This window comes from Peribacillus alkalitolerans (assembly GCF_010882125.1).
Lineage (GTDB): Bacteria > Bacillota > Bacilli > Bacillales > DSM-1321 > Bacillus_BN > Bacillus_BN alkalitolerans.
Genome location: NZ_JAAGVZ010000017.1, coordinates 1 through 20,649, shown reverse-complemented (window position 1 = coordinate 20,649; position 20,649 = coordinate 1). Strand labels below are relative to the sequence as shown.

The following is a 20,649-nucleotide window of genomic DNA, read 5'->3' as shown; positions in this document are numbered from 1 at the left end:
TTTTTAAAAGGAAAGCTATCCCTTAATCAAAAGGAGAAATGTTATATGTTAGGTGTCGTTCTTAACTAACCGTTATTTTTATACGGAATTTCCATTCTACAATACATTAAAAAGGTTAATTTAAACCTTTATTTGTGTTGGGCTTCGAATGGGATGTTAAGAACAAAAGCACTGCATATAGCAAGGTAATCCTTCATGACAAGTTTATTTGTCATATTCAAAAAGGGGATAGTCGGATTATAAACCTTGTCTATTAACCGCAATGACTTAGTTCATTGCGGTTTTTTGCGTTTAAAAAAGAAGAATGTTGCAAGCGAAGTTAAAAATCAGCAACTTTTCGTTTTAATTAAAAACTGTTTTGTAAAGTTTGCTACTTTTTAATGAATTTTAACTTTAACAATCTGAGTTGATTGTAGCGGAGGGCACTTGACTCCTACGGGAAAAAGAGGGAAGTGGGAGACCCCACAGGCGGTTAACGCCGAGGAGGCTCCCATCCCTCCCCGCGGAAAGCAACGGACAAACTTTATAGGCTAATAACAACAATCTATGGAAAAAAGCTTTATTAAAAGCACGTCAGATGATTTTAATAAATTAAGTTTCTGGAGGAACGAACATTGAACGATCAAACATTTCAAGTATTAGAATTCATAAAAATTAAAGAAGAAATAAAAGAAATCACAATGACACAAGAAGGAAAAACATTTATTGATAACATGCAACCTTCATACAATTTAAAACAAATAGAAGCATGGCTAGATGAAGTTGAAGAAGCGAAAAGAATCCTTGCTATTTCTTCTTCTGTACCTGTTTCTGGATTAGATGGAATGGAGTCCATCAGAAATGGTCTTCATAAAGGGGTAGCACTTAGAGTCGATCAGTTAATGAAGATTATGCTTTTTTTAGATAGCTGTGAAAAAATGAAACGGTTCATGATTGATAAGGAGTATGTCGCCCCAAGGGTTTCAACCTATGTAGCAGGGATAGAAGATTTATCTTCCCTAGCAGAGGAAATTACGAGGTGTATCCGTAATAACAGAATTGATGATTATGCCTCTAAAGAACTTTTACGTTTAAGGAAACAAATTGGAATCGTAGAAGATAGATTAAAAGAAAAAGCAGAAGCCATGGTCCGATCAAAGAAAATTGAATCATTTCTTCAAGATTCAATGGTCGTGATCCGGAATGGAAGGTACACGATACCTGTCAAAAAAGAGTATAAATCAAAAGTGAAAGGTAGTGTGCTTGATGTTTCTGCGTCAGGTTCAACCCTATTCATAGAGCCCGAGGAATTAATGTACTTTCAAGCAGAGCTTGAAGGTCTAAAGAGTTTAGAGGTAATGGAAGAGGAGCGTATTCTCTCCTATTTGACCGGTTTAGTTGAAGAACAGGATATGAAAATCAAGCTTGCGATGGATATTATGGTGACATACGATGTCCTTTTCGCTAAAGCAAAGTATGCCTTAAGAATTAAAGCCAACAAAGTACAAATCAATGATAGACATTACATTGAATTGAAGAATGCAAGACATCCATTATTAGGAGACAAAGCATTTCCATTGAATCTAGTTCTAGGTGAAGGGACAAATGCTCTATTAATAACAGGGCCAAACACTGGCGGAAAAACAGTCACAATCAAAACTGTTGGCCTGCTAGCTTTAATGATTCAGTGTGGTCTACATGTCCCGGCAGATCTTGATAGCCAAATTAGTATCTATCAAAGAATCTTACTTGATATTGGGGATGGCCAGAGTATTGAACAAAACTTGAGTACTTTTAGTTCGCATTTGAAAAATATCATATCCGTATTAACAGAAACGAATGACCATAGTTTAGTGCTTCTAGATGAACTCGGATCTGGTACTGACCCAAGGGAAGGGATGGGCTTAGCTACAGCGATCCTGGAAGAGCTATTTAAAAAGGGGTGTACGCTACTTGCGACCACTCATTATAGTGAAATCAAAGAATTTGCTGAGTCAACAGAGGGGTTTATTAATGGTTCAATGGAATTTGATTTGGAAACGCTGCAACCGACCTATCGGCTATTATTGGGAGAAGGTGGAAGCAGTCAAGCATTTGCTATTGCATTGAAATTAGGGATGCATCCGACAATCATTCAAAATGCCCATTCCTATACGTATAAAGAAGATAAAAATTATGATTACTCCATTTATGGACACGATATCAAGGAGCTTGAAAAACAGTTGGCACGTAATAAGTTTGCCCATTTTAGAAAACAGGAAAAGAAAGTGCCACTAATAGAACAGTTTCACATGGGCGACAACGTGTTGATTACAGCTACAGGAGAGTTTGGAATAATTTATAAGGGTCCAGATGAAATGGGACAATATATCGTCCAAGTCAAAAATGAAAAACGAGAATATCCTTATAAACGACTGAAACTGTATATCAAAGCTTCAGAAATGTATCCTGAGGATTATGACTTTGATATTATTTTTCAGTCTAAAGATTATAGAAAAAGCAATAAACAATTATCGAAAGGTCACGTTGAAGGGATGACTATTGAAAGGGAATAGTGCAATTTCTCTTTAACCAATGTTGGAATGAATAGACACTTGCTTGACAACAATGGTAACAACAGCTATACAGTTATGGTATAACATGGTACAGTATAAAACAGTGAAAAAAAAAGGAGGTTTGGCAATGACGAATTTATTGCCCGGTACGGTTGAAGAATTGCTTGTAGACCGCCAAACCGATTTTGGGTATTTTTTGACAAATCGAGTGGAAGATGTTCTTTTACCTAATAGGGAAGTTGAAGGCGAGATTGAAATAGGAGACTGGATTGACGTTTTTCTATATCATGATAAATTAGGCAGGATAACTGCGACAATGAAGATACCAGCTATTACTGAAGAAGATTATGGATGGGCTGAAGTGGTAGGAAAGCAAAAAGATTTAGGAGTGTTTGTCAACATTGGTTTGAGCAAAGACATTCTTGTTTCGAAGGATGAGCTTCCTTTGTTTACAGAATTATGGCCTAATTCTGGGGACCAGCTGTTTGTGACTTTGAAGCGGGATCGTAAGGATCGCTTATTTGCGCATTTAGCTTCAGAGGATGCCATATTATCCAACCTAGGGAAAAAGCCTAAAGAGAAGTTGTACAATGCCACTCTTACAGGTAGAGTTTATAAATTAAAAAAGGTTGGAACTTATGTCATTACAGACGAAGGGTATAAATGCTTCATTCACGAAAGCGAAAGGCCAGTGGAGCCTCGTTTAGGAGAAAAAATCAGCGTCAGAATCATTGACCTAAAGGAGGATGGCAGCTTAAATGGATCTCTGCTTCCATTCAGTAAGGATAAAATCGATGATGATGCTGAAGTAGTCTTAACCTATTTGATTGGAAGAGGTGGGGCGATGCCGTATGGCGATAAGTCCGACCCAGAGATCATCAAGGATTTCTTCAATATGAGCAAAGGTTCCTTTAAAAGGGCACTAGGCAAATTGATGAAAGAAGACAAGGTATATCAAGAGGATGGCTGGACCTATACGTCGGATCGTAGATAAACTAAAAGGCAAGCGCATTAATATTAGCGCTTGCCTTTATTTATTATATTTGAAGCTTTTTTATTCACCGGAAGCTTTTTTCATTTCTGGTTTTTGTTTTTTGACAAATGGCATCCACCAGTTCCAATCACCTAAAAGCTTCATTAATGCAGGTACAAGTAGCATGCGTATAATAGTTGCGTCTATAAAGATCGCCAAAGCAATTCCAATCCCAATTTGTTTTACAGGAACAACGCCAGTAAATGCGAATGCCCCAGTTATTACAATCATGATTAGGGCGGCTGAGGTAATAATTTTACTTGTAGAAGCTAGGCCAGCTGCAGTTGCTTCATCGTTATTACCTGTCTTTAAATAAATTTCATGGATTCGAGATATTAAAAATACTTCATAATCCATACTTAGACCGAATACTAAACTGAACACAAAAACCGGAAGGACGAGCGCAATATCAGTTTGGGCAAGACCGAAATGTCCTTCTTGGAATAACCAAACAAGGATTCCGAAAGTAGAAGATAGCCCAATAACATTCATTATAATAGCTTTCAATGGAATAATGATTGAACGGAACCCAACCATTAATATGAGGTAAGTGGAAATCAAAATGATCGCCATTCCAATAGGAAGCTTCTCAAAGATTTCATCAAAAATTTCTTGATTAAATTTTACACTTCCTCCAAATGTTAAAGAATAATCCCAATCCTTTTTGCTCCAGTTCCTGATCCAATCTTTTGCTTCTTCAGAAGTGTCTTGTTTAGAAAGGGTAACAGGCAAGAGCAGCTTTTCCTCATTTATGAATTGCTCCATTACAGGTTCAAGTGATTGTTTGATTTGTGGATTTTTTAAAGCCATTTCTAATTCATTACTAGTCTTAGTTCCGCTATAGCTATACAAAGATTCAACTTCCGTAACGATATCGTCCTTTTTTAATTCGCTCACAAGATTCTCAAGCTCTTTTAATCCTTCAGAATTTACCCAGGATCCCTTTCTTTCTGCAACTACATAAACGGTACTTGAATCCTTTTCAAGGAACTCGTCTTGGATAATATCCAATGCTTTTCTAGATTCATATTCCTTAGGTAAAGAGTCTGAGTCAGGAATGGCTAATCTGATATTTTGAACTGGAAGGATTCCAATAACAAGTATTGTTATTGCAAATAGTGTGATGATAATCGGTCGTTTCATTACACTCTCAGCGAATTTTCTCCAGCCATTCGTACCAGATTTATTAGGTTTAATTAGCATGCCTTTATTCAGTTTATCACCTAAAAGCAATAGAAGGGCAGGCAGCAAGGTTAAAGAAGTAATGACGGCTAGGGCTACTACCACCATTCCTCCAATGGCTACTGTCTGGAAAATGTCAATCTTAATGACCATCATTGCAGCCAGACCAATGAAGACGCATAGCGCAGAAAATAGTATTGACCGTCCCGCAGTCATGACTGTTTTTCTGATTGCTTCAAATTTATTAGTACCCGTATATTCTTCACGGTAACGGTTAATGAACAATAAAGCAAAATCAATGCTTAATGCGAGGCCAACCATTGGTACAACATTTAATAAGAAAATAGACAGATTCAAAGAATCACCAAGCAAGGTCAAAATGCCAAATGAAGATAAGACAGTCACAGCACCAATGATAATGGGTACAATCGATGCTACAATACTTCCAAAAGCAAATAACAGCACGATGATTGCTACTGGGAGCCCGATAAGCTCAGCTCTTTTTAAATCATCCTGGCTTGCTTTGTTCATGTCTTCCCTTATTACAGGAGCGCCGGTCACCATGGTGTGGTCATACTTTTCCATAGTATCTCTAACTTTTTCTACCTGAAGGGACATGTCGTTTTCAGATTTATCGAATGAAAGAATGGTATATGCATATCCTTCTTTATACAATTTTGCATGGTTTAGAGGGGATTGAATGGATTCTGTAATTTTTAAATCGGAAAGATCTTGTATAGCAGTGTCAATTTCATTTTTAAAATCCGTTTCAGATTGATTTTTTTCCTTTTGGAAGAGTATCAGAAGACTGGACTTTGGTAAATCGAAAGTATCTGATAATTCCTTTTGGACTAAGTTGTAATCGCCATCCATCTCAAATCCATCACCATTTAATTTAGTTGGCAGTTGTATGGCCAGATAGGAAAGGACTACAGCAAGTATAAGCCATAATGCAAGAAGTGGTTTCCTTAGAGTGACCACTATAGACGAAAGTAGTTTCATTTCATGCTCCCCTTTTATTTAGCAGTCATCCTTCATTATCTAAAAAAAATCTAAAAAGATAAAGTATAAAGTTATGGGAAAGATAAGTTGGGATTTCATTCATAATTCATGTAAAAATTGCATATGCTATCTCTATGTGGCAAATGCGTGTCACGAATAAAGGAGGGCACTTGCAATGTATTTTTCTAAAAAGCAACAGGATTTTGAAGAGGTCATTATTGAAAATACAGTCGTTTTTTCATGCATTACCGATACCTGCAATGGCTGGATGAGGAAGGAATTTGCTACAGATGCTTTACTTTGCCCTTTCTGTGGGAATGATATGGTAGAAGAAGTAAGAGAGCTGCCTCGTATAAAATAATAGGAAATACATAGTAGGATTCGACCTTAATTTTTAGGTCGAATTTTCATTTTTCTGACAACTCGTCATTGCATCGTCAAACGTCTGTTACTTTTGTAATATAATTATTACCGTGCTGTTCTTTGGATTTCGCATATACATGATATGATTGTCTCCGTTAGCTAAAAACGAGCGGAGGTAATTACATGAGAAAATCAATACTTACAATAGCTGCGTTAGCAACGTTCACTTCTATCGCAGGTCGAGCGAATGCGGAAGAAGTAGTTATTAATAAAGGTGATACTTTATGGGATTTATCTAAACAACATGGAGCAACTGTAGATCAATTAAGAGGATGGAATGGATTAACTTCCGATTTGATAAAAGCAGATGAAACGTTAATTATCGCACCTGAAGAAATCTATACAGTAGTTTCTGGTGACTCATTATGGAGCATTGCTGAAAAATATAATGTGACAGTTGATCAAATCAAAGACTGGAACAATCTTAAATACGAGCTGATCGTAGATGGTCAGAAGTTAGTAATATATACAGAACAGGCACCAAAAGCAAAAAAGAAGCCTGTAGCAAAAGAAAATACTGCAGCTAAAAAAGAAGTTAAAGACCAAAACCCTTCAGTAAATGAACCTGCAGCAAGCACTACTGCTGAAACTGCAGTTAAAGAAGAAAAAGTTGTAAAAGAAGTTACTGTAACAGCTACAGCTTATACTGCCGATTGTGAAGGTTGTATCGGGATAACAAAAACAGGTGTTGACCTCAAAGCTAATCCGGACAAAAAGGTCATTGCTGTAGATCCTAAAGTAATTCCACTAGGTTCAAAGGTTTACGTTGAAGGTTATGGTTATGCCACAGCCGAAGATACGGGTGGAGCGATTAAAGGTAAAAGGGTTGATTTATTCATTCCTTCTGAAGACGCAGCTTTAGCTTGGGGTAAACGCCAAGTCGAAGTGAAAATTCTTGACTGAGGAAAAAAAACTTATTATATTACTCCTATAAACGAGTCTTTAGAAACTATTCTAAGGCTCGTTTTTATTTTTGGCTCTTTTCTAAAGATTTGTTGTTTTTAATTGGTTTTGTTGAAGCAAACGGTTAATAAACAGGTTGATTGGAGCGGAAGGTGCGAGACTCCAGCGGGAGCAGCGGGACAGGTGAGACCCCACAGGCGTAAAGCGCCGAGGAGGCTCACCGCCCGCCCCGCGGAAAGAGAGCATCCTGAAGCGGAAATCAACCACTCCCTTGGTAAATAGCACCAAAGTTTACGAAAACAGCCTTATTTTTCCATAAGGCAGGGTAAACCTTCGTTAAATACACACAATAATTGCCATCATTTAATATTTGCAGTCATTATGACAAAAAATGTTTAATGTTTAAAGAGATTCTATTACAATCAAATTATTCATGTAAAAAGGAGGCGCATAGATGGAATCATTTATTTTATCATTTAATCCAGTCTTAACATTAATAGCAATAATATTGACATTTATGGCGGCCTTTACGTCTTTAGATTTATTAACCCATATGCATCATACAAAGAGAAATAAAGGCTTTTTATTTTGGGGTGGTGTTTCATCCATTTCCATTGGAATGTGGATGATGAACTATTTTGGCATTCTTGCGATAAATATTGAGTATTCACTTGACCAACGATTAGTGGTATCAATAATCTCCATGGTTGCAGGATTTTTCTTAGCAGTGATTGCTTTTTATTTCATAACGGATGGAGTCCAAAAACAGCATAGGCTCTTAATAGGAAGTGGTTTTTTAACAATTGCCATATTCATTTCAAACATCCTTGGATTATATTCTGCTAACCTAGGGGCAACGTATCATTACCCTATCCTTATTGTGTCGATCATAATCGTATATGCCTTGGTTTACCTATCCTTTTGGGCACTGTTTTTTTCTAAAATTTCATCTCAGGATCTCGCTTGGTATAAACCGTTGGCTTCTTCGATATTAACGAGTGGGATTGTCCTCGCTTTTTTCCTATTAGTTAAATCCTTGTATTATGGAAAAGTAGACGGGATATCTCAAAATGTAAACAAACTTCCATTTTCGAGCATTGTCTATTTGTTCTTATTTTTAATGTTGGTCATTGTGGGTAGCTTAATTTTTACCAAAATGATGACTAGTAAAAAGAACGCCAATGAAATCACAGAAAATCATTTAAAAGATACATTAAAGGAATTATCAGATATCAAATCTGCCCTTGACCAAGCGGCTATTGTGGCCATTACTGATGAAAAAGGAATCATTACATCTGTAAATGATACCTTATGCCAAATTTCTAAATATAGTAGAGACGAATTAATTGGTCAAAATCATTCCATTTTGAACTCAGGATATCATTCTAGGGAATTCTTTAAAGAATTATGGAAAACGATTCATGCTGGAGATGTATGGAAGGGCGAAATTCGGAATAAAGCAAAAGACGGAAGCTTTTATTGGGTGGATACCACCATTGTTCCTTTCGTTGATAAAAACGGAAAAATATATCAATATTTAGCGATAAGAAATGATATTACAGAACGTAAGAGAACAGAAGAAATCATTTCACGCCAGGAAAAGCTTTCTGTTCTTGGGCAAATGGCGGCTGGTGTTGCACATGAGATTCGAAATCCACTTACTAGCATGAGAGGGTATACGGAATTTTTGATACTAGATGAAACGTCATCTGAACGACAGGAGTATTTGGAAATCATTATAGATGAAATTGAGCGTGTAAATACAATTGTTGAGGATTTTATGCAACTAGCTAAACCAATGAATTATCAATTCCAAGCAAAACCGGTCATGTCCATTATACTTTCCACCTTGGACCTTCTTGAAATAGAAGCCAGTAAGAAAAATGTTCAATTTGAATTAAAAACGGTTGATGAACCTCTTTGGATTAAATGTGAAGAAGATAGGATTAAACAAGTATTTTTAAACATTATGAAAAATGGAATTGAAGCAATGCCAAATGGTGGAGACCTTTCAATAAGGATAAGCAAAATAGAAGATCATGTCCAACTATCCTTCACAGACACAGGAAAAGGAATTCCACAGGATCAATTATTAAAAATAGGAGAACCATTCTTTACGACAAAGAAAATGGGCAACGGCCTTGGGATGATGGTTTCATTTAAAATCGTGGAAGGACATGGGGGTCAAATCCGAATTCAAAGTGAAGTGGGGAAAGGGTCTACATTCATTTTAACGTTTCCATTAATACAACCATAAAGAGGAAACAGGAGTAAGAACGACTTTTTCGGGTAAGTGAATGACAATCAAGATAAAAGGAGGAAGAAAGCTTATGCTTTGGACTCTTATTGGAATCTTGATTGTTATTTGGATTCTTGGCCTTGTATTTAAAGCTGCTGGTGGCTTAATCCATATCGTATTAATTATTGCTGTCATTTTATTTATTATGAATTTTATCAAGCGAAGAAGATGATAGAAAAAGGATGACTAAAAAACTTTGCTAATTGTGAAGTTTGAATATGAGTCATCCTTTTATTATGGAGAAAAAGAGAGACTGAATCCAATTCTATTATGAAAATCGGATTCAGCCTGTTCCATGTGGCTTTAATCTAAGTGTTTAACAAACCAATTTTTTATATGCTCGACATGGGCTATTTTCATCCAAGGCTTTCCACTTCGAGAAACCTCATGATTCTCATTTGGGAAAGTGACAAGTTCAACTTCTTTCTTTAATCTTTTTAATGCTACAAAAAATTGCTCAGCCTGCTCCAGAGGACATCTATAATCCTTTTCACCGTGCAATAGTAATAATGGAGTTTGAACATCCTTTGCATATTTTAACGGAGAGTGATCCCAAAGCTTTTCGACGTCATCAAAGATGGTGCCGTCAATTTGCCATTCGGTAAAATAGTATCCAATATCACTCACTCCATAAAAGCTGATCCAGTTGCTGATACATCGTTGGGAAACTGCAGCTTTGAAACGGTTTGTGTGACCGACAATCCAATTGGTCATGAAACCACCATAACTTCCACCAGTAACAAACTGCTTCTCTTTATCGATAAATGAATATCTTTCAATAGCAGTATCAATAGCCTGCATTAAATCTTTAAAGTCGTTTCCACCATAATCACCACGAACAGCATTTACAAATTCTTGACCGTATCCAAGGCTCCCACGAGGATTAGTGTATATCACAACAAAACCCTGGCCTGCGAGTGTTTGGAATTCATGATAGTACGTATTACCGTACATCGCATGGGGCCCTCCGTGAATTTCTAGTACAACAGGGTAGGTTTTTCCTTCTTCAAATTCTGCAGGTTTAATCATCCAACCTTGAATAGTAAGCCCATCCGATGTAGTAAAAGTGAACTCGTCAGCAGAACTGATTAGTTTATTTTGAAGAATCTCTTTATTGGCGTTTGTAGCTTGATTTAATTCTTTATTCTCAAGATCAAAGGAGTATAGGTCGCCTGGTTCGGTAGAAGAACTAATACAGAATATGGCTTTTTGGGTTTCTTCATGAATCGAGTATCCGTATATATGTCTTCCATCTGAAAAGATTGGGGTAATATTGCTTGCCAAGTCGGTATAATGAAGGTTTGTTGATCCCTTTTCTGTTGCAAGGAAATATAAGCCCAGCCCATCATTGCTCCACAAATATCCTGGAGCAGATGCCCCGATTTGGAAATCTCCAATAGTAAAATCTCCGATACTCAGATCCAAATCACCTGTTAGACAAGTTGTGGAGCTTGTTTCAACATGAAACACCCATAACTTTGAAATTGTAGCGTTGAAATATTGTAGCCCGTGACCCAAATAGGCTATATATTTCCCATCCGGGGACCAAATTGCTTGGGAGTAATAACCTTGCGATTCCACAATTTTTTGGGATTCTTTGCTTTGTAAATCCATTACATACACATGGTAATGGAGGTTAAAATCCGGTTCCTCTTCAAGGCTAGCAGTAAAGGCGATATGAGCCCCATCAGGACTGAATGAAGAGGGGGTATAATGGAATTCATCATTTGTAAATCTTTCGAACTCATCCGTTAGAACATTGATGAGGACTAACTGCGAGTAGGAATCATTCATGTATCCTGAAGCATCTGACTTATATCGTAATGCTTTATAATGGTCCACTTGTGGTTTCTTTTCTTCCTTTTCCTTCTCATCGAACGATTCATCTACCTTTAGCGAAGTGCTACTAAGCAACAAGTTAGAACAAGGAGACCATACGATGGAAGAAGCCCCTTTAGTGAATTCTGTCACTTGCTTGGCTTCGCCTCCAGATGTTGACATTACATAGATTTGATTCTTTCCTGAACGATTGCTTAAAAATGCAAGTGTTTTTCCATCCGGGGACCAGCGAGGTGACGTGTTTCTATTTTTGCCTTGGGTCCAAGAAACTATTTCGCCACTTTTCATAAAAAGAATATGAATATTCGACACATATTTATTATCTTCTTTATCCATTTCAGTCTGTACAAAGGCCAACTTCTCACCATCGGGAGAAAATTGAGGATCTGTCACTGATTTCATTTTTAATAAATCTTCAGCAATAATGGTCTTTTTCATTTATGAACCTCCTAAACTATTTACTTCATATATTTCGAGAATAGAAATAAAAATCCTGCGGTTTCAAAAACTTTTATTATAGAACTTTGAAGAAGGTAAAATGTTCCTATCTAAAAATCATAGTAAATGTGTTTTGTTTTAAAAAAACGGGTATAGAAGAAGAAAAGATATAAAGGAGGAAGATGAGGATGAATATGAATAAAAGTCTAACCCCCATTGTTGCTTTAGGCGTAGGAATAGCTGGCGTATCATATCTATCAAGGAAAAAAAATCGTGACAAAACATTCTCGTTGTTCACTAGCCTAAGGAATAAATACTTCCGAAAACATGAAGGTCCGGTCACCACACAGCAGTTGATTGAAAAAGGTGGCCATCCAGATCCCCATGATATTGAAGATAACAAGATGGTAGAAGAAGGAGCTATGTATAGTGTTCATTACTATAACAAAAATGAACAACAATAAACTATTTATATTGGTGTTGAATCCAACCTAGCCTAGAATCTCTAAACTACTGAGATATAGGCTAGTTTTTTTATTTAAAAGGAATTTAGTGGGGAATTTGTCCAAAAGAAAAAGGACCCTTAATGATCCTCGAGTAGGAAGTTTATTAAACGAAAGCAACACGCTCTCAAATTGTAAAAAGCATGGTCAACAAGTTCTTGATCTTCGTGTTTTTCTTTCTTTTCGTCATAATTGTTTGGTCTAGTACAGGCAAGGGTTTTATTGGAATACCAAGGTTTTTTTGATTTTGTTCTAAAGATTCTATACGTTCTTTTAGTTTAGTAATTTGTTCATGTAATTCCTCAATTTCGCTGCGGTGCTGCAAAAGTTGATAGGAAACAACTGAATCAGCTTTTTGATCAAGTTTTCTTTCGAGTTCCTCCATTTTTACAAAGAACTTCTCCATGGTATCATTCCCTACCATTTGCTTTCCAGTTCCTTTGCGTGGTTTCTTATTTACCTTTACATCCTGTAGCAAAACTCCATTTTGTAGTTGTTGATGAATAAGTCTTAATTCTTCTACGTCATCTTTTTCAAATAAAAAATGTCCCAATTCATTTCTTTTAAGGTCTAGATTAAGCTGCTTAACCCATCGTTGAACGGTTTTTGGAGATACTTTAAGAATTCTTGAAACAGTCTTTGTATTCACATTCCATTCCCCCTTTTAAAGTAACATTCTCTGTAATACCCCATTATTCCTATGCATGTGACATAACTAGTTCTATTTCGGCAAATGTAGTGGAAAAACTACTTTTATTTTGAAGATGTCGATTTTCCTATGATTTTTAACGACTCATTAAACCATATTGCTCAGCTCATTTCGCGAAATTCACCTTCTTCTATAAGGCTATTTGATTAATTATATTATTTTTAAAAATTTTCTAAAAAATAAGGTGACAATTCAAAAAATGTTGTTATATAATACAAACAGATAAAGTAAATCTGTATTATAACATTGGTTGTTTGAAGGGATGTGGCTTGGTTCATGAAAACAGAAGCAAAAGGCCTGCAAGTGACAGGACCTTTGAAAAAAGGCTACGAAGAAATACTTACTCCTCAAGCTTTGCAATTTGTTGAAAGTCTCCAAAGTAAATTCGGTGAAAAGAGAAAAGAGCTATTAGAAAGAAGAAAAGAAATCCAGGAAAAAATTGATACAGGCATTTATCCGGATTTCCTCCCCGAGACAAAACATATTCGTGAAGGTGACTGGACGGTTGGTCCGTTACCACAGGATTTGCAGGACAGAAGAGTTGAAATTACAGGACCGGTTGATCGGAAAATGGTGATTAATGCATTGAATTCCGGAGCCAATGTATTTATGGCTGATTTTGAGGATGCAAATTCCCCGACTTGGGAGAATTGTATCGAAGGTCAAATCAACCTTCGGGATGCAGTCCGTGGCACGATTCAATATGTAGCGCCAAACGGAAAAAAATATGAGCTGTCTTCAAATCCTGCCGTTCTAAAAGTTCGTCCACGAGGATGGCACTTAGAAGAAAAACATGTTTTATTAGATGGCACCCCTATTTCCGCAAGTCTTTTCGATTTTGGTTTATTTTTCTTTCACAATGCAAAAGCATTGATTGAGAAAGGTAGTGGACCATATTTTTACTTGCCTAAAATGGAGAATCATATTGAAGCACGTCTATGGAATGATGTTTTTGTGTTTGCACAAGACAGTCTTGGAATCCCACAGGGGACGATCAAAGCAACTGCTTTGCTAGAGACGATTCTAGCATCCTATGAAATGGATGAAATCCTTTATGAACTTAAGGAACATTCCGCAGGCCTGAATTGCGGCAGATGGGATTATATCTTTAGCTACTTAAAGAAATTCAAGAATCGTGAAGAAGTCATTCTGCCCGACAGAGCTCAAGTGACGATGACAAGCCCATTTATGAGAGCGTACTCATTGCTAGTGATTCAGACTTGCCATAAAAGAAATGCACCAGCTATCGGTGGGATGGCTGCCCAGATACCTGTTAAGAACGATCAACAAGCTAATGAAGAGGCGTTTGCAAAGGTGGCAGCTGATAAAGAGCGAGAAGCTAATGATGGTCATGATGGAACATGGGTTGCACATCCAGGCATGGTTAAAACTGCAAAGGATGTTTTTGATCGGTTAATGACTACACCTAATCAAATTTACAGGAAGAAAGAGGATGTTCAAGTATCAAGGGAAGACTTGATAGAAGTGCCTACTGGTAGCATTACTGAGAAAGGACTTCGCATGAACATAAACGTTGGTATTCAATATATCGCTTCTTGGTTGAATGGGAGAGGGGCTGCGCCGATTCACAACCTAATGGAGGACGCTGCAACGGCCGAGATTTCCCGTGCTCAAGTCTGGCAGTGGATACGCCACCCTAAAGGGATCCTAGATGACGGGAGAAAAGTGTCTCATGAACTAGTCAACAAGCTTCAAGTAGATGAGCTTTCGAAAATCTTAGGACAAGTGGGAATTGAACACTATGTTTTAGGTCGCTATGAAGAAGCGGCTGGATTATTTCAACAACTGATATCCCAAGATGAATTTGCCGAATTCTTAACGTTACCGGCTTATGAAAAATTATCATAATAGGAGGAATGGGAAATGAGAGAAGAATTAGCGAAAAGATTAGAAGAGAATTGGAGAACGGATGAAAGATGGTATGGTATTACACGTCCATACAGTGGAGAGGATGTTGTAAGATTAAGAGGTTCTGTACAAATTGAACATACATTGGCGCGTCGTGGGGCAGAGAAGCTTTGGAACTACCTCCATACAGAAGATTTCATCAATGCACTTGGCGCCTTAACAGGTAACCAAGCTATGCAACAAGTAAAAGCAGGGCTGAAGGCGATTTATTTAAGTGGTTGGCAAGTCGCTGCAGACGCGAACCTTTCAGGTCATATGTATCCTGACCAAAGCCTATATCCTGCAAACAGTGTTCCGCAAGTCGTAAAACGCATTAACCAAGCATTACAACGGGCTGATCAAATTCATTATATGGAAGGAAAAGAAGACATTGATTGGTTTGCGCCAATTGTGGCAGATGCTGAAGCTGGCTTCGGTGGTCAATTGAATGTTTTTGAACTGATGAAAGGCATGATTGAGGCTGGTGCGGCTGGTGTACATTTTGAAGACCAACTATCGTCAGAAAAGAAATGTGGGCATCTTGGCGGTAAAGTACTACTGCCAACACAAACAGCTGTCAAAAATCTAATTGCTGCTCGTTTTGCAGCGGATGTCCTTGGAGTACCTACTGTATTAGTAGCAAGAACAGACGCAAATGCTGCTGATCTGATTACGAGTGATGTCGATCCTTATGATGCTCCATTCATTACTGGAAACCGTACACCTGAAGGATTCTTCGAAACGAAGGCTGGGTTGGATCAAGCTATCGCAAGAGGTTTAGCATATGCACCATACGCTGACTTGATTTGGTGCGAAACTTCTGAACCGAATATTGAAGAAGCGCGTCGTTTTGCTGAAGCAATCCACGAACAGTTCCCAGGGAAATTATTAGCTTATAACTGTTCACCTTCCTTCAACTGGAAGAAAAAACTGGATGATAAGACAATCGCTAATTTCCAAGTAGAGTTAGGTAAGATGGGATACAAGTTCCAATTCGTAACTTTAGCCGGGTTCCATTCTCTAAACCACAGCATGTTCGAGCTGGCAAGACAATATAAAGATCGCGGAATGGCTGCATATTCTGAACTTCAAGAGGCAGAGTTTGCTAGCGAAGTTTACGGATATACGGCAACTAGACATCAACGTGAAGTTGGAACAGGTTACTTTGACGAAGTTGCTCAAGTCATCTCCGGGGGTATGTCTTCAACTACTGCATTAAAAGGATCAACAGAGACTGAACAATTCACTGCAACTGAACAAACGGTTGAACAATAAATAGGACTAGAATGAAAAAGCAAGCTACCATGTAATCTAATAATTAGATTCATGGTGGCTTGCTCTTTTTATTGGCTGTTTACCAATTGCTTGAATCGTTTGATAAATGCTTCTGATTCAATACGAACTGATACCAATGGGGGATTATGAATTTTCATGGATTCAAAAGGTTGTCCAATCCACAGGATTTGATCGTCAAAAATGATATAAGGAAATTGTACATTTTGGTTAAACGTGGTGGTATATTCTATTATATTTTTTCTTTCATTTAATAGAGTGACCCACTGATCATTTAGTGTTTCACCATTAACCCCTATGATGATAGATTGTTTGGCTAGTTTTATATCCATTTTCAGAGTGTCTAAATTATGTGAATGAATCCATTTCACACGAGGGTGTTGATGCTTGATCCATTTCCCGATTGCAGAATGAGGCACTCGTTTCTTTTGATCTAACTGATGCATGATCAGTTTCCGGACAGTGTTGTTCATATTCATTCTATCCTTCATAAAAGAAACATCACTGACATGTAGAAATTTTCCTCTTGATCGAGTAATGGCGACATTCAGTAGTCTATCACTTTCAGTACCTGTCAAAAGCATACCTGGTTTTTGAAAAGGGGGAGCATCAACTGTATCGAACACAATGGCATCGCGTTCACTACCTTGAAACCGATGGACCGTTGCTGAAATGATATCAGCTTCTTGTTTCTCTTTAAATAGAAGGTCTTCAATTAGAATATCCATGCATTCTGCTTGGATTCGATAGGGTGTGATATAGCCAATCGAGGTTGTACCACCTTCTAGTAATTCTGTAATTAATTGAAATGATATGAATAGTTGCCAAACATTCCACCTAGATTTTGATATAGGATCGATAGAAGCAAACGTGCCTGTTCCACTAGTATCTATGAGTACGGAAGCCGTATTTGGGAACGGAAACCTATTTGCTATTCCTTCTCGTTTTTCTAATACAGAGGAATGATCAAAAACCAAAGAGTGATAAATATGTTTATTAGTGAAAGATGAAATTTGTGGATGCATCCTTCTTTGTTCAGATAATAAGAGTAATTGAGGATGAAGTTTTCCTAAATGGATGGATTCAGTTACACCGGCTTCTAGAAAAATGTCTTGTCTTAGCCATTGATGGACCAATGGATGTCTGCTTTGTGCTATTGGAGGTAACTGTTTAAAATCTCCACAGACAATTACTCTCTTACCTAGAGAAGCCGCAAATCCTATATAGGGAATATAGGCCATGCTTGCCTCATCAACGATGACTAAATCAAAGTCCTGATCATAAATGGTGCTATCACTTGCAGCTTTTGCTAATGTAGTCCCAATTATTTTGGCATCCTCAAGGAGTTTTTTCTCTTTTCGACGTAACTTCTCTTCTAATCCTAAAATCTTTTGTTCCATCTGTAATAAATCTTCGGTATCACGTCTGTTAGTGGAAAATCCTGAATCCCGTTTGATTTGTTCTCTTTGAACCTTTAACTTTTCTAAATTCGAAGTAAGGTTAGGTTCTGTTTCAGTAAGTAATTGAATGGAAGTCACAGGCTCATTTAAGGCCAAATCATTCATGTTTGTATTTCCATAACGTAGCACAGTTCCTGATTTAAACTTATCTTTTCTCAAGAGGAATTGAAACGTTTCATATATTAAGACATCAACTGCACTATTACTGTTCGAAAGGATTAGTACCCTTTTGCCTACTAAATATTTATTGGCTGCTACCCTTGCTAATGTATAGGTTTTTCCAGTCCCAGGTGGCCCCCATACATAGGTAACCGCATTACTTTTGGATCGAATGAAAAGCTGTTTGACAAAGCTTTCATTTGTAGAATTAGGAGTATGCTTTGTTTCCTCAGCAGGCTTTAACGTGTGATGGACTCTGCCTCGTTTCTTTTTATCCTTCTTTATTTCTTCCAATCGGTTGGATAATTCCTCTAAGAGTTGCCAAGGATCATATACAAGGAGGGCATCTGATACTGTATCACCAATGGTTTTCTCTAAAGTCAATACGATGTGATTTCTATCCGATGATACTAGTTTTGCTGAAAGTTCCATATGTCCCCATTGAATGATTACATTGGTACCAGGAGGTATTGAAAGAGGCCGAGCTGTTTCAAAAAAATAAGAAAATCCATCGGTAGAGGATAAGCTAACACCATTTATTAGTCGATATTTACTGCTACCTTTATTTTTTATAAAGCTAATTTCTATTTGAAGGGCTTCTTGCCAATTTGAAATAATCTGTGCTGTTTTCATAGTTATCGGTACCATTCATTAAGGGATTAATATCAACATACTATTATACTGATAAGAAAATAAAATGGCTATTCAATGGTATAAAATAGAATATTTAGTTTATTTTCTTAGCAGAAAAAGGTAAAATATATGAAGATGAAGTAAAAAAGGAGACGATACATATGAGTAATTTCAAAGCAAATCTTGAAAAATACGCAGAACTGGCTGTAAAAGTAGGGGTAAACGTTCAACCTGGACAAACTTTAGTGGTGAATACCACATTAGATGGTGCTGAATTTGTTCGTCTTGTTGCGAAAAAGGCTTACGAAGTAGGAGCAAAAAATGTAGTTGTAAATTGGGCTGATGATGAGCTAAACCGTATTAAATATGATTTAGCTCCAGATGAAGCATTCACCGAATACCCAGAGCATCGTGCAAAGGAAATAATCCAGTTAGCTAAAGAAGGAGCAGCTTTTATTAGCATCGTTTCTTCAAGTCCTGACTTGTTAAAAGGAGTTAAAACTGAAAGAATCTCTAATTTCCAGAAAGCTGCAGGAACTGCTTTAAAAGAGTATAGGAAAATGGCGCAATCGGACAAAGTAAGCTGGACAGTCATTGCTGTACCTTCACAAGGTTGGGCAGACATGGTGTTCCCAAATGAGCCAAAAGAAGAGAGAGTATCAAAGCTCTGGGATGCCATTTTCACTGCTACTAGAACAACAGAAGATAATCCTATCGAAGCATGGAAAAAACATGATCAAAAATTACACGAAAAAGTCGGTTATCTAAATGAAAAGAAATACGCGAAGCTTCATTACAAAGCTCCTGGTACAGATTTGACAGTAGAATTACCAAAGGGTCATATATGGGTAGGTGCTGGAAGCATCAATGAAAAAGGGCATGAATTTATGGCAAATATGCCAACAGAAGAAGTATTCACTGTACCTTTAAAAACAGGTGTAAATGGAACGGTATCTTCCACAAAGCCTTTAAGCTATGGCGGAAATATCATTGATAATTTCTCCATTACATTTGAAAATGGAAGAATTGTAAGCTTCAAGGCAGATGAAGGCGAAGAAGTATTAAAGAGATTGATTGAAACGGATGAAGGCTCTCATTATCTTGGAGAGATTGCACTAGTGCCACATCAATCACCAATTTCTGAATCCAATATTTTGTTCTTCAACACTTTATTTGATGAAAATGCATCCAATCACTTTGCGATTGGAAGTGCATATGCTTTCTGCATAGAAGGTGGAAAGACGATGACTCCAGAACAATTAGAAGAAAACGGTTTAAATGAAAGTTTAACTCACGTTGACTTCATGATTGGCTCTCCAGAAATGAACATTGACGGAGTAACTGAAGACGGCGAAACTCAGCCGATCTTTAAAAACGGGAACTGGGCATTTTAATCAGGACATATTTATTTTGGCTAAATAAAAACGGGTAGGGACTCAAAGGATTCCCTGCCCGTTTATTGTTGCTATGAAAAATATTCAATAGAATGATTGATTAGCTACTAAGAGATGAGATTAAAAAACTTAGTAAAGCATTCCATCCTACCAGTATCAATTTAATAAGAATGGAGATTACCATGATAATTAACAAACTTGATTTCAATGTTAATGGGTTAAAGTATATAGTTAGATCTGCAATCGAAAAAGATGCAAAAGCATTGTCTGAATTAAGGTTACAGATTGATGGGGAAACCGAAAATCTGGACAGAGAAAAAGGGGAGGCGTTCATCGATATCCCAGGATTTGAACAGATTATTAAAACGGACACTGAGAGTACTAGAAATATATTTTTAGTTGCTGAAGTTGACGATCGGATTGTAGGATTTTCAAGATGTGAAGGAATTTATTTAAATAGATTTTCTCATAAAGTAGAATTTGGAATTGGAGTATTAAAAGACTATTGGGGATATGGTATTGGGAAAAATCTTTTAAAAGAATCTATTTCTTGGGCTGATTCCAACGGGATTAAAAAAATCACATTGAATGTACTAGAAACAAATGAAAAAGCCATACAGCTTTACGAAAAGCTTGGATTTGAAATTGAAGGGATATTAAAAAAAGACAAAATCCTTGCTGACGGTAAATACTATAACACGATCATGATGGGAAGATTTAATGATTAGTGGTTTATTAATTTGGTAAGTCAATCAACGTACATATACATAGGGACCCTTCTTGAAAGTAAATCAAGGGATAAACACAAAGTGCAGGAGAATCTGAAAAAATCTCCTGCTTTTTGGTGTGCCAGGCATGTTCATCAACTAGGCGGTGAAAGTCCGCTATGGGCGTTGGGATATGCGAACCATTAGCCAAAAGCAAGGGTGTCCATAGC

General features: G+C 37.2%; 16 protein-coding genes. 11 read left to right on the top strand and 5 right to left on the bottom strand.

Annotated elements, in window-relative coordinates:
- The first annotated feature begins 614 nt into the window (after nt 1-614).
- A complete protein-coding gene (locus tag G3O09_RS17095; protein ID WP_163102679.1) occupies nt 615-2,534 on the top strand; it encodes an endonuclease MutS2 in 1,920 nt (639 codons plus the stop codon).
- A gap of 127 nt (nt 2,535-2,661) precedes the next feature.
- Nucleotides 2,662-3,528, top strand: coding sequence for a CvfB family protein (locus tag G3O09_RS17090; protein ID WP_163102678.1), 867 nt, complete (start codon nt 2,662-2,664; stop codon nt 3,526-3,528).
- A gap of 60 nt (nt 3,529-3,588) precedes the next feature.
- On the opposite strand, the gene G3O09_RS17085 is transcribed toward G3O09_RS17090, so the two are convergent.
- The gene (locus tag G3O09_RS17085; RefSeq protein ID WP_163102677.1) at nt 3,589-5,751 is read right to left on the bottom strand and encodes an MMPL family transporter; all 2,163 of its coding nucleotides are present in this window, start codon (nt 5,749-5,751) and stop codon (nt 3,589-3,591) included.
- A gap of 175 nt (nt 5,752-5,926) precedes the next feature.
- Between G3O09_RS17085 and G3O09_RS17080 the strand changes: the two genes are divergently transcribed.
- The 4 genes from G3O09_RS17080 (at nt 5,927) to G3O09_RS17065 (ending at nt 9,548) form a co-directional block, all read left to right on the top strand.
- A complete protein-coding gene (locus tag G3O09_RS17080) occupies nt 5,927-6,112 on the top strand; it encodes a cold-inducible protein YdjO-related protein (RefSeq protein ID WP_163102676.1) in 186 nt (61 codons plus the stop codon).
- Nucleotides 6,113-6,297: 185 nt separating this feature from the next.
- On the top strand, nt 6,298-7,077 hold the full coding sequence (locus G3O09_RS17075; RefSeq protein WP_163102675.1) for a 3D domain-containing protein: 780 nt from the start codon (nt 6,298-6,300) through the stop codon (nt 7,075-7,077).
- 454 nt (nt 7,078-7,531) lie between these two features.
- Entirely contained in the window at nt 7,532-9,334 is a 1,803-nt protein-coding gene (locus tag G3O09_RS17070; RefSeq protein ID WP_163102674.1) for an ATP-binding protein, read from the top strand.
- A 73-nt stretch (nt 9,335-9,407) separates the two neighbouring features.
- A complete protein-coding gene (locus G3O09_RS17065; RefSeq protein WP_163102673.1) occupies nt 9,408-9,548 on the top strand; it encodes a lmo0937 family membrane protein in 141 nt (46 codons plus the stop codon).
- 131 nt (nt 9,549-9,679) lie between these two features.
- Here G3O09_RS17065 and G3O09_RS17060 read toward each other — a convergent pair whose 3' ends face one another.
- A complete protein-coding gene (locus G3O09_RS17060; protein WP_163102672.1) occupies nt 9,680-11,653 on the bottom strand; it encodes a S9 family peptidase in 1,974 nt (657 codons plus the stop codon).
- 188 nt (nt 11,654-11,841) lie between these two features.
- On the opposite strand from G3O09_RS17060, the gene G3O09_RS17055 reads away from it, so the two are divergent.
- The gene (locus tag G3O09_RS17055) at nt 11,842-12,117 is read left to right on the top strand and encodes a hypothetical protein (protein WP_163102671.1); all 276 of its coding nucleotides are present in this window, start codon (nt 11,842-11,844) and stop codon (nt 12,115-12,117) included.
- A gap of 166 nt (nt 12,118-12,283) precedes the next feature.
- On the opposite strand, the gene G3O09_RS17050 is transcribed toward G3O09_RS17055, so the two are convergent.
- Nucleotides 12,284-12,805, bottom strand: coding sequence for a MerR family transcriptional regulator (locus G3O09_RS17050; RefSeq protein ID WP_163102670.1), 522 nt, complete (start codon nt 12,803-12,805; stop codon nt 12,284-12,286).
- 336 nt (nt 12,806-13,141) lie between these two features.
- Here G3O09_RS17050 and aceB point away from each other — a divergent pair, with 336 nt between their 5' ends.
- Nucleotides 13,142-14,734, top strand: coding sequence for a malate synthase A (gene aceB, locus G3O09_RS17045; RefSeq protein ID WP_163102669.1), 1,593 nt, complete (start codon nt 13,142-13,144; stop codon nt 14,732-14,734).
- Nucleotides 14,735-14,749: 15 nt separating this feature from the next.
- On the top strand, nt 14,750-16,048 hold the full coding sequence (aceA, locus tag G3O09_RS17040) for an isocitrate lyase (protein ID WP_163102668.1): 1,299 nt from the start codon (nt 14,750-14,752) through the stop codon (nt 16,046-16,048).
- Nucleotides 16,049-16,116: 68 nt separating this feature from the next.
- Here the strand turns inward: aceA and G3O09_RS17035 are convergent, their stop codons facing one another.
- The gene (locus G3O09_RS17035; RefSeq protein ID WP_163102667.1) at nt 16,117-18,318 is read right to left on the bottom strand and encodes an AAA domain-containing protein; all 2,202 of its coding nucleotides are present in this window, start codon (nt 18,316-18,318) and stop codon (nt 16,117-16,119) included.
- A gap of 161 nt (nt 18,319-18,479) precedes the next feature.
- Between G3O09_RS17035 and G3O09_RS17030 the strand changes: the two genes are divergently transcribed.
- Nucleotides 18,480-19,712 (top strand): aminopeptidase, encoded by a 1,233-nt coding sequence (locus G3O09_RS17030; protein WP_163102666.1) that lies wholly within the window; start codon nt 18,480-18,482, stop codon nt 19,710-19,712.
- 182 nt (nt 19,713-19,894) lie between these two features.
- Nucleotides 19,895-20,440: a GNAT family N-acetyltransferase gene (locus tag G3O09_RS17025; RefSeq protein ID WP_163102665.1), complete on the top strand. Its 546-nt coding sequence runs from the start codon at nt 19,895-19,897 to the stop codon at nt 20,438-20,440.
- Between the two features lie 7 nt (nt 20,441-20,447).
- On the opposite strand, the gene G3O09_RS22230 is transcribed toward G3O09_RS17025, so the two are convergent.
- On the bottom strand, nt 20,448-20,649 hold a 202-nt coding region (locus G3O09_RS22230), incomplete at its 5' end, for a hypothetical protein (RefSeq protein WP_205439676.1).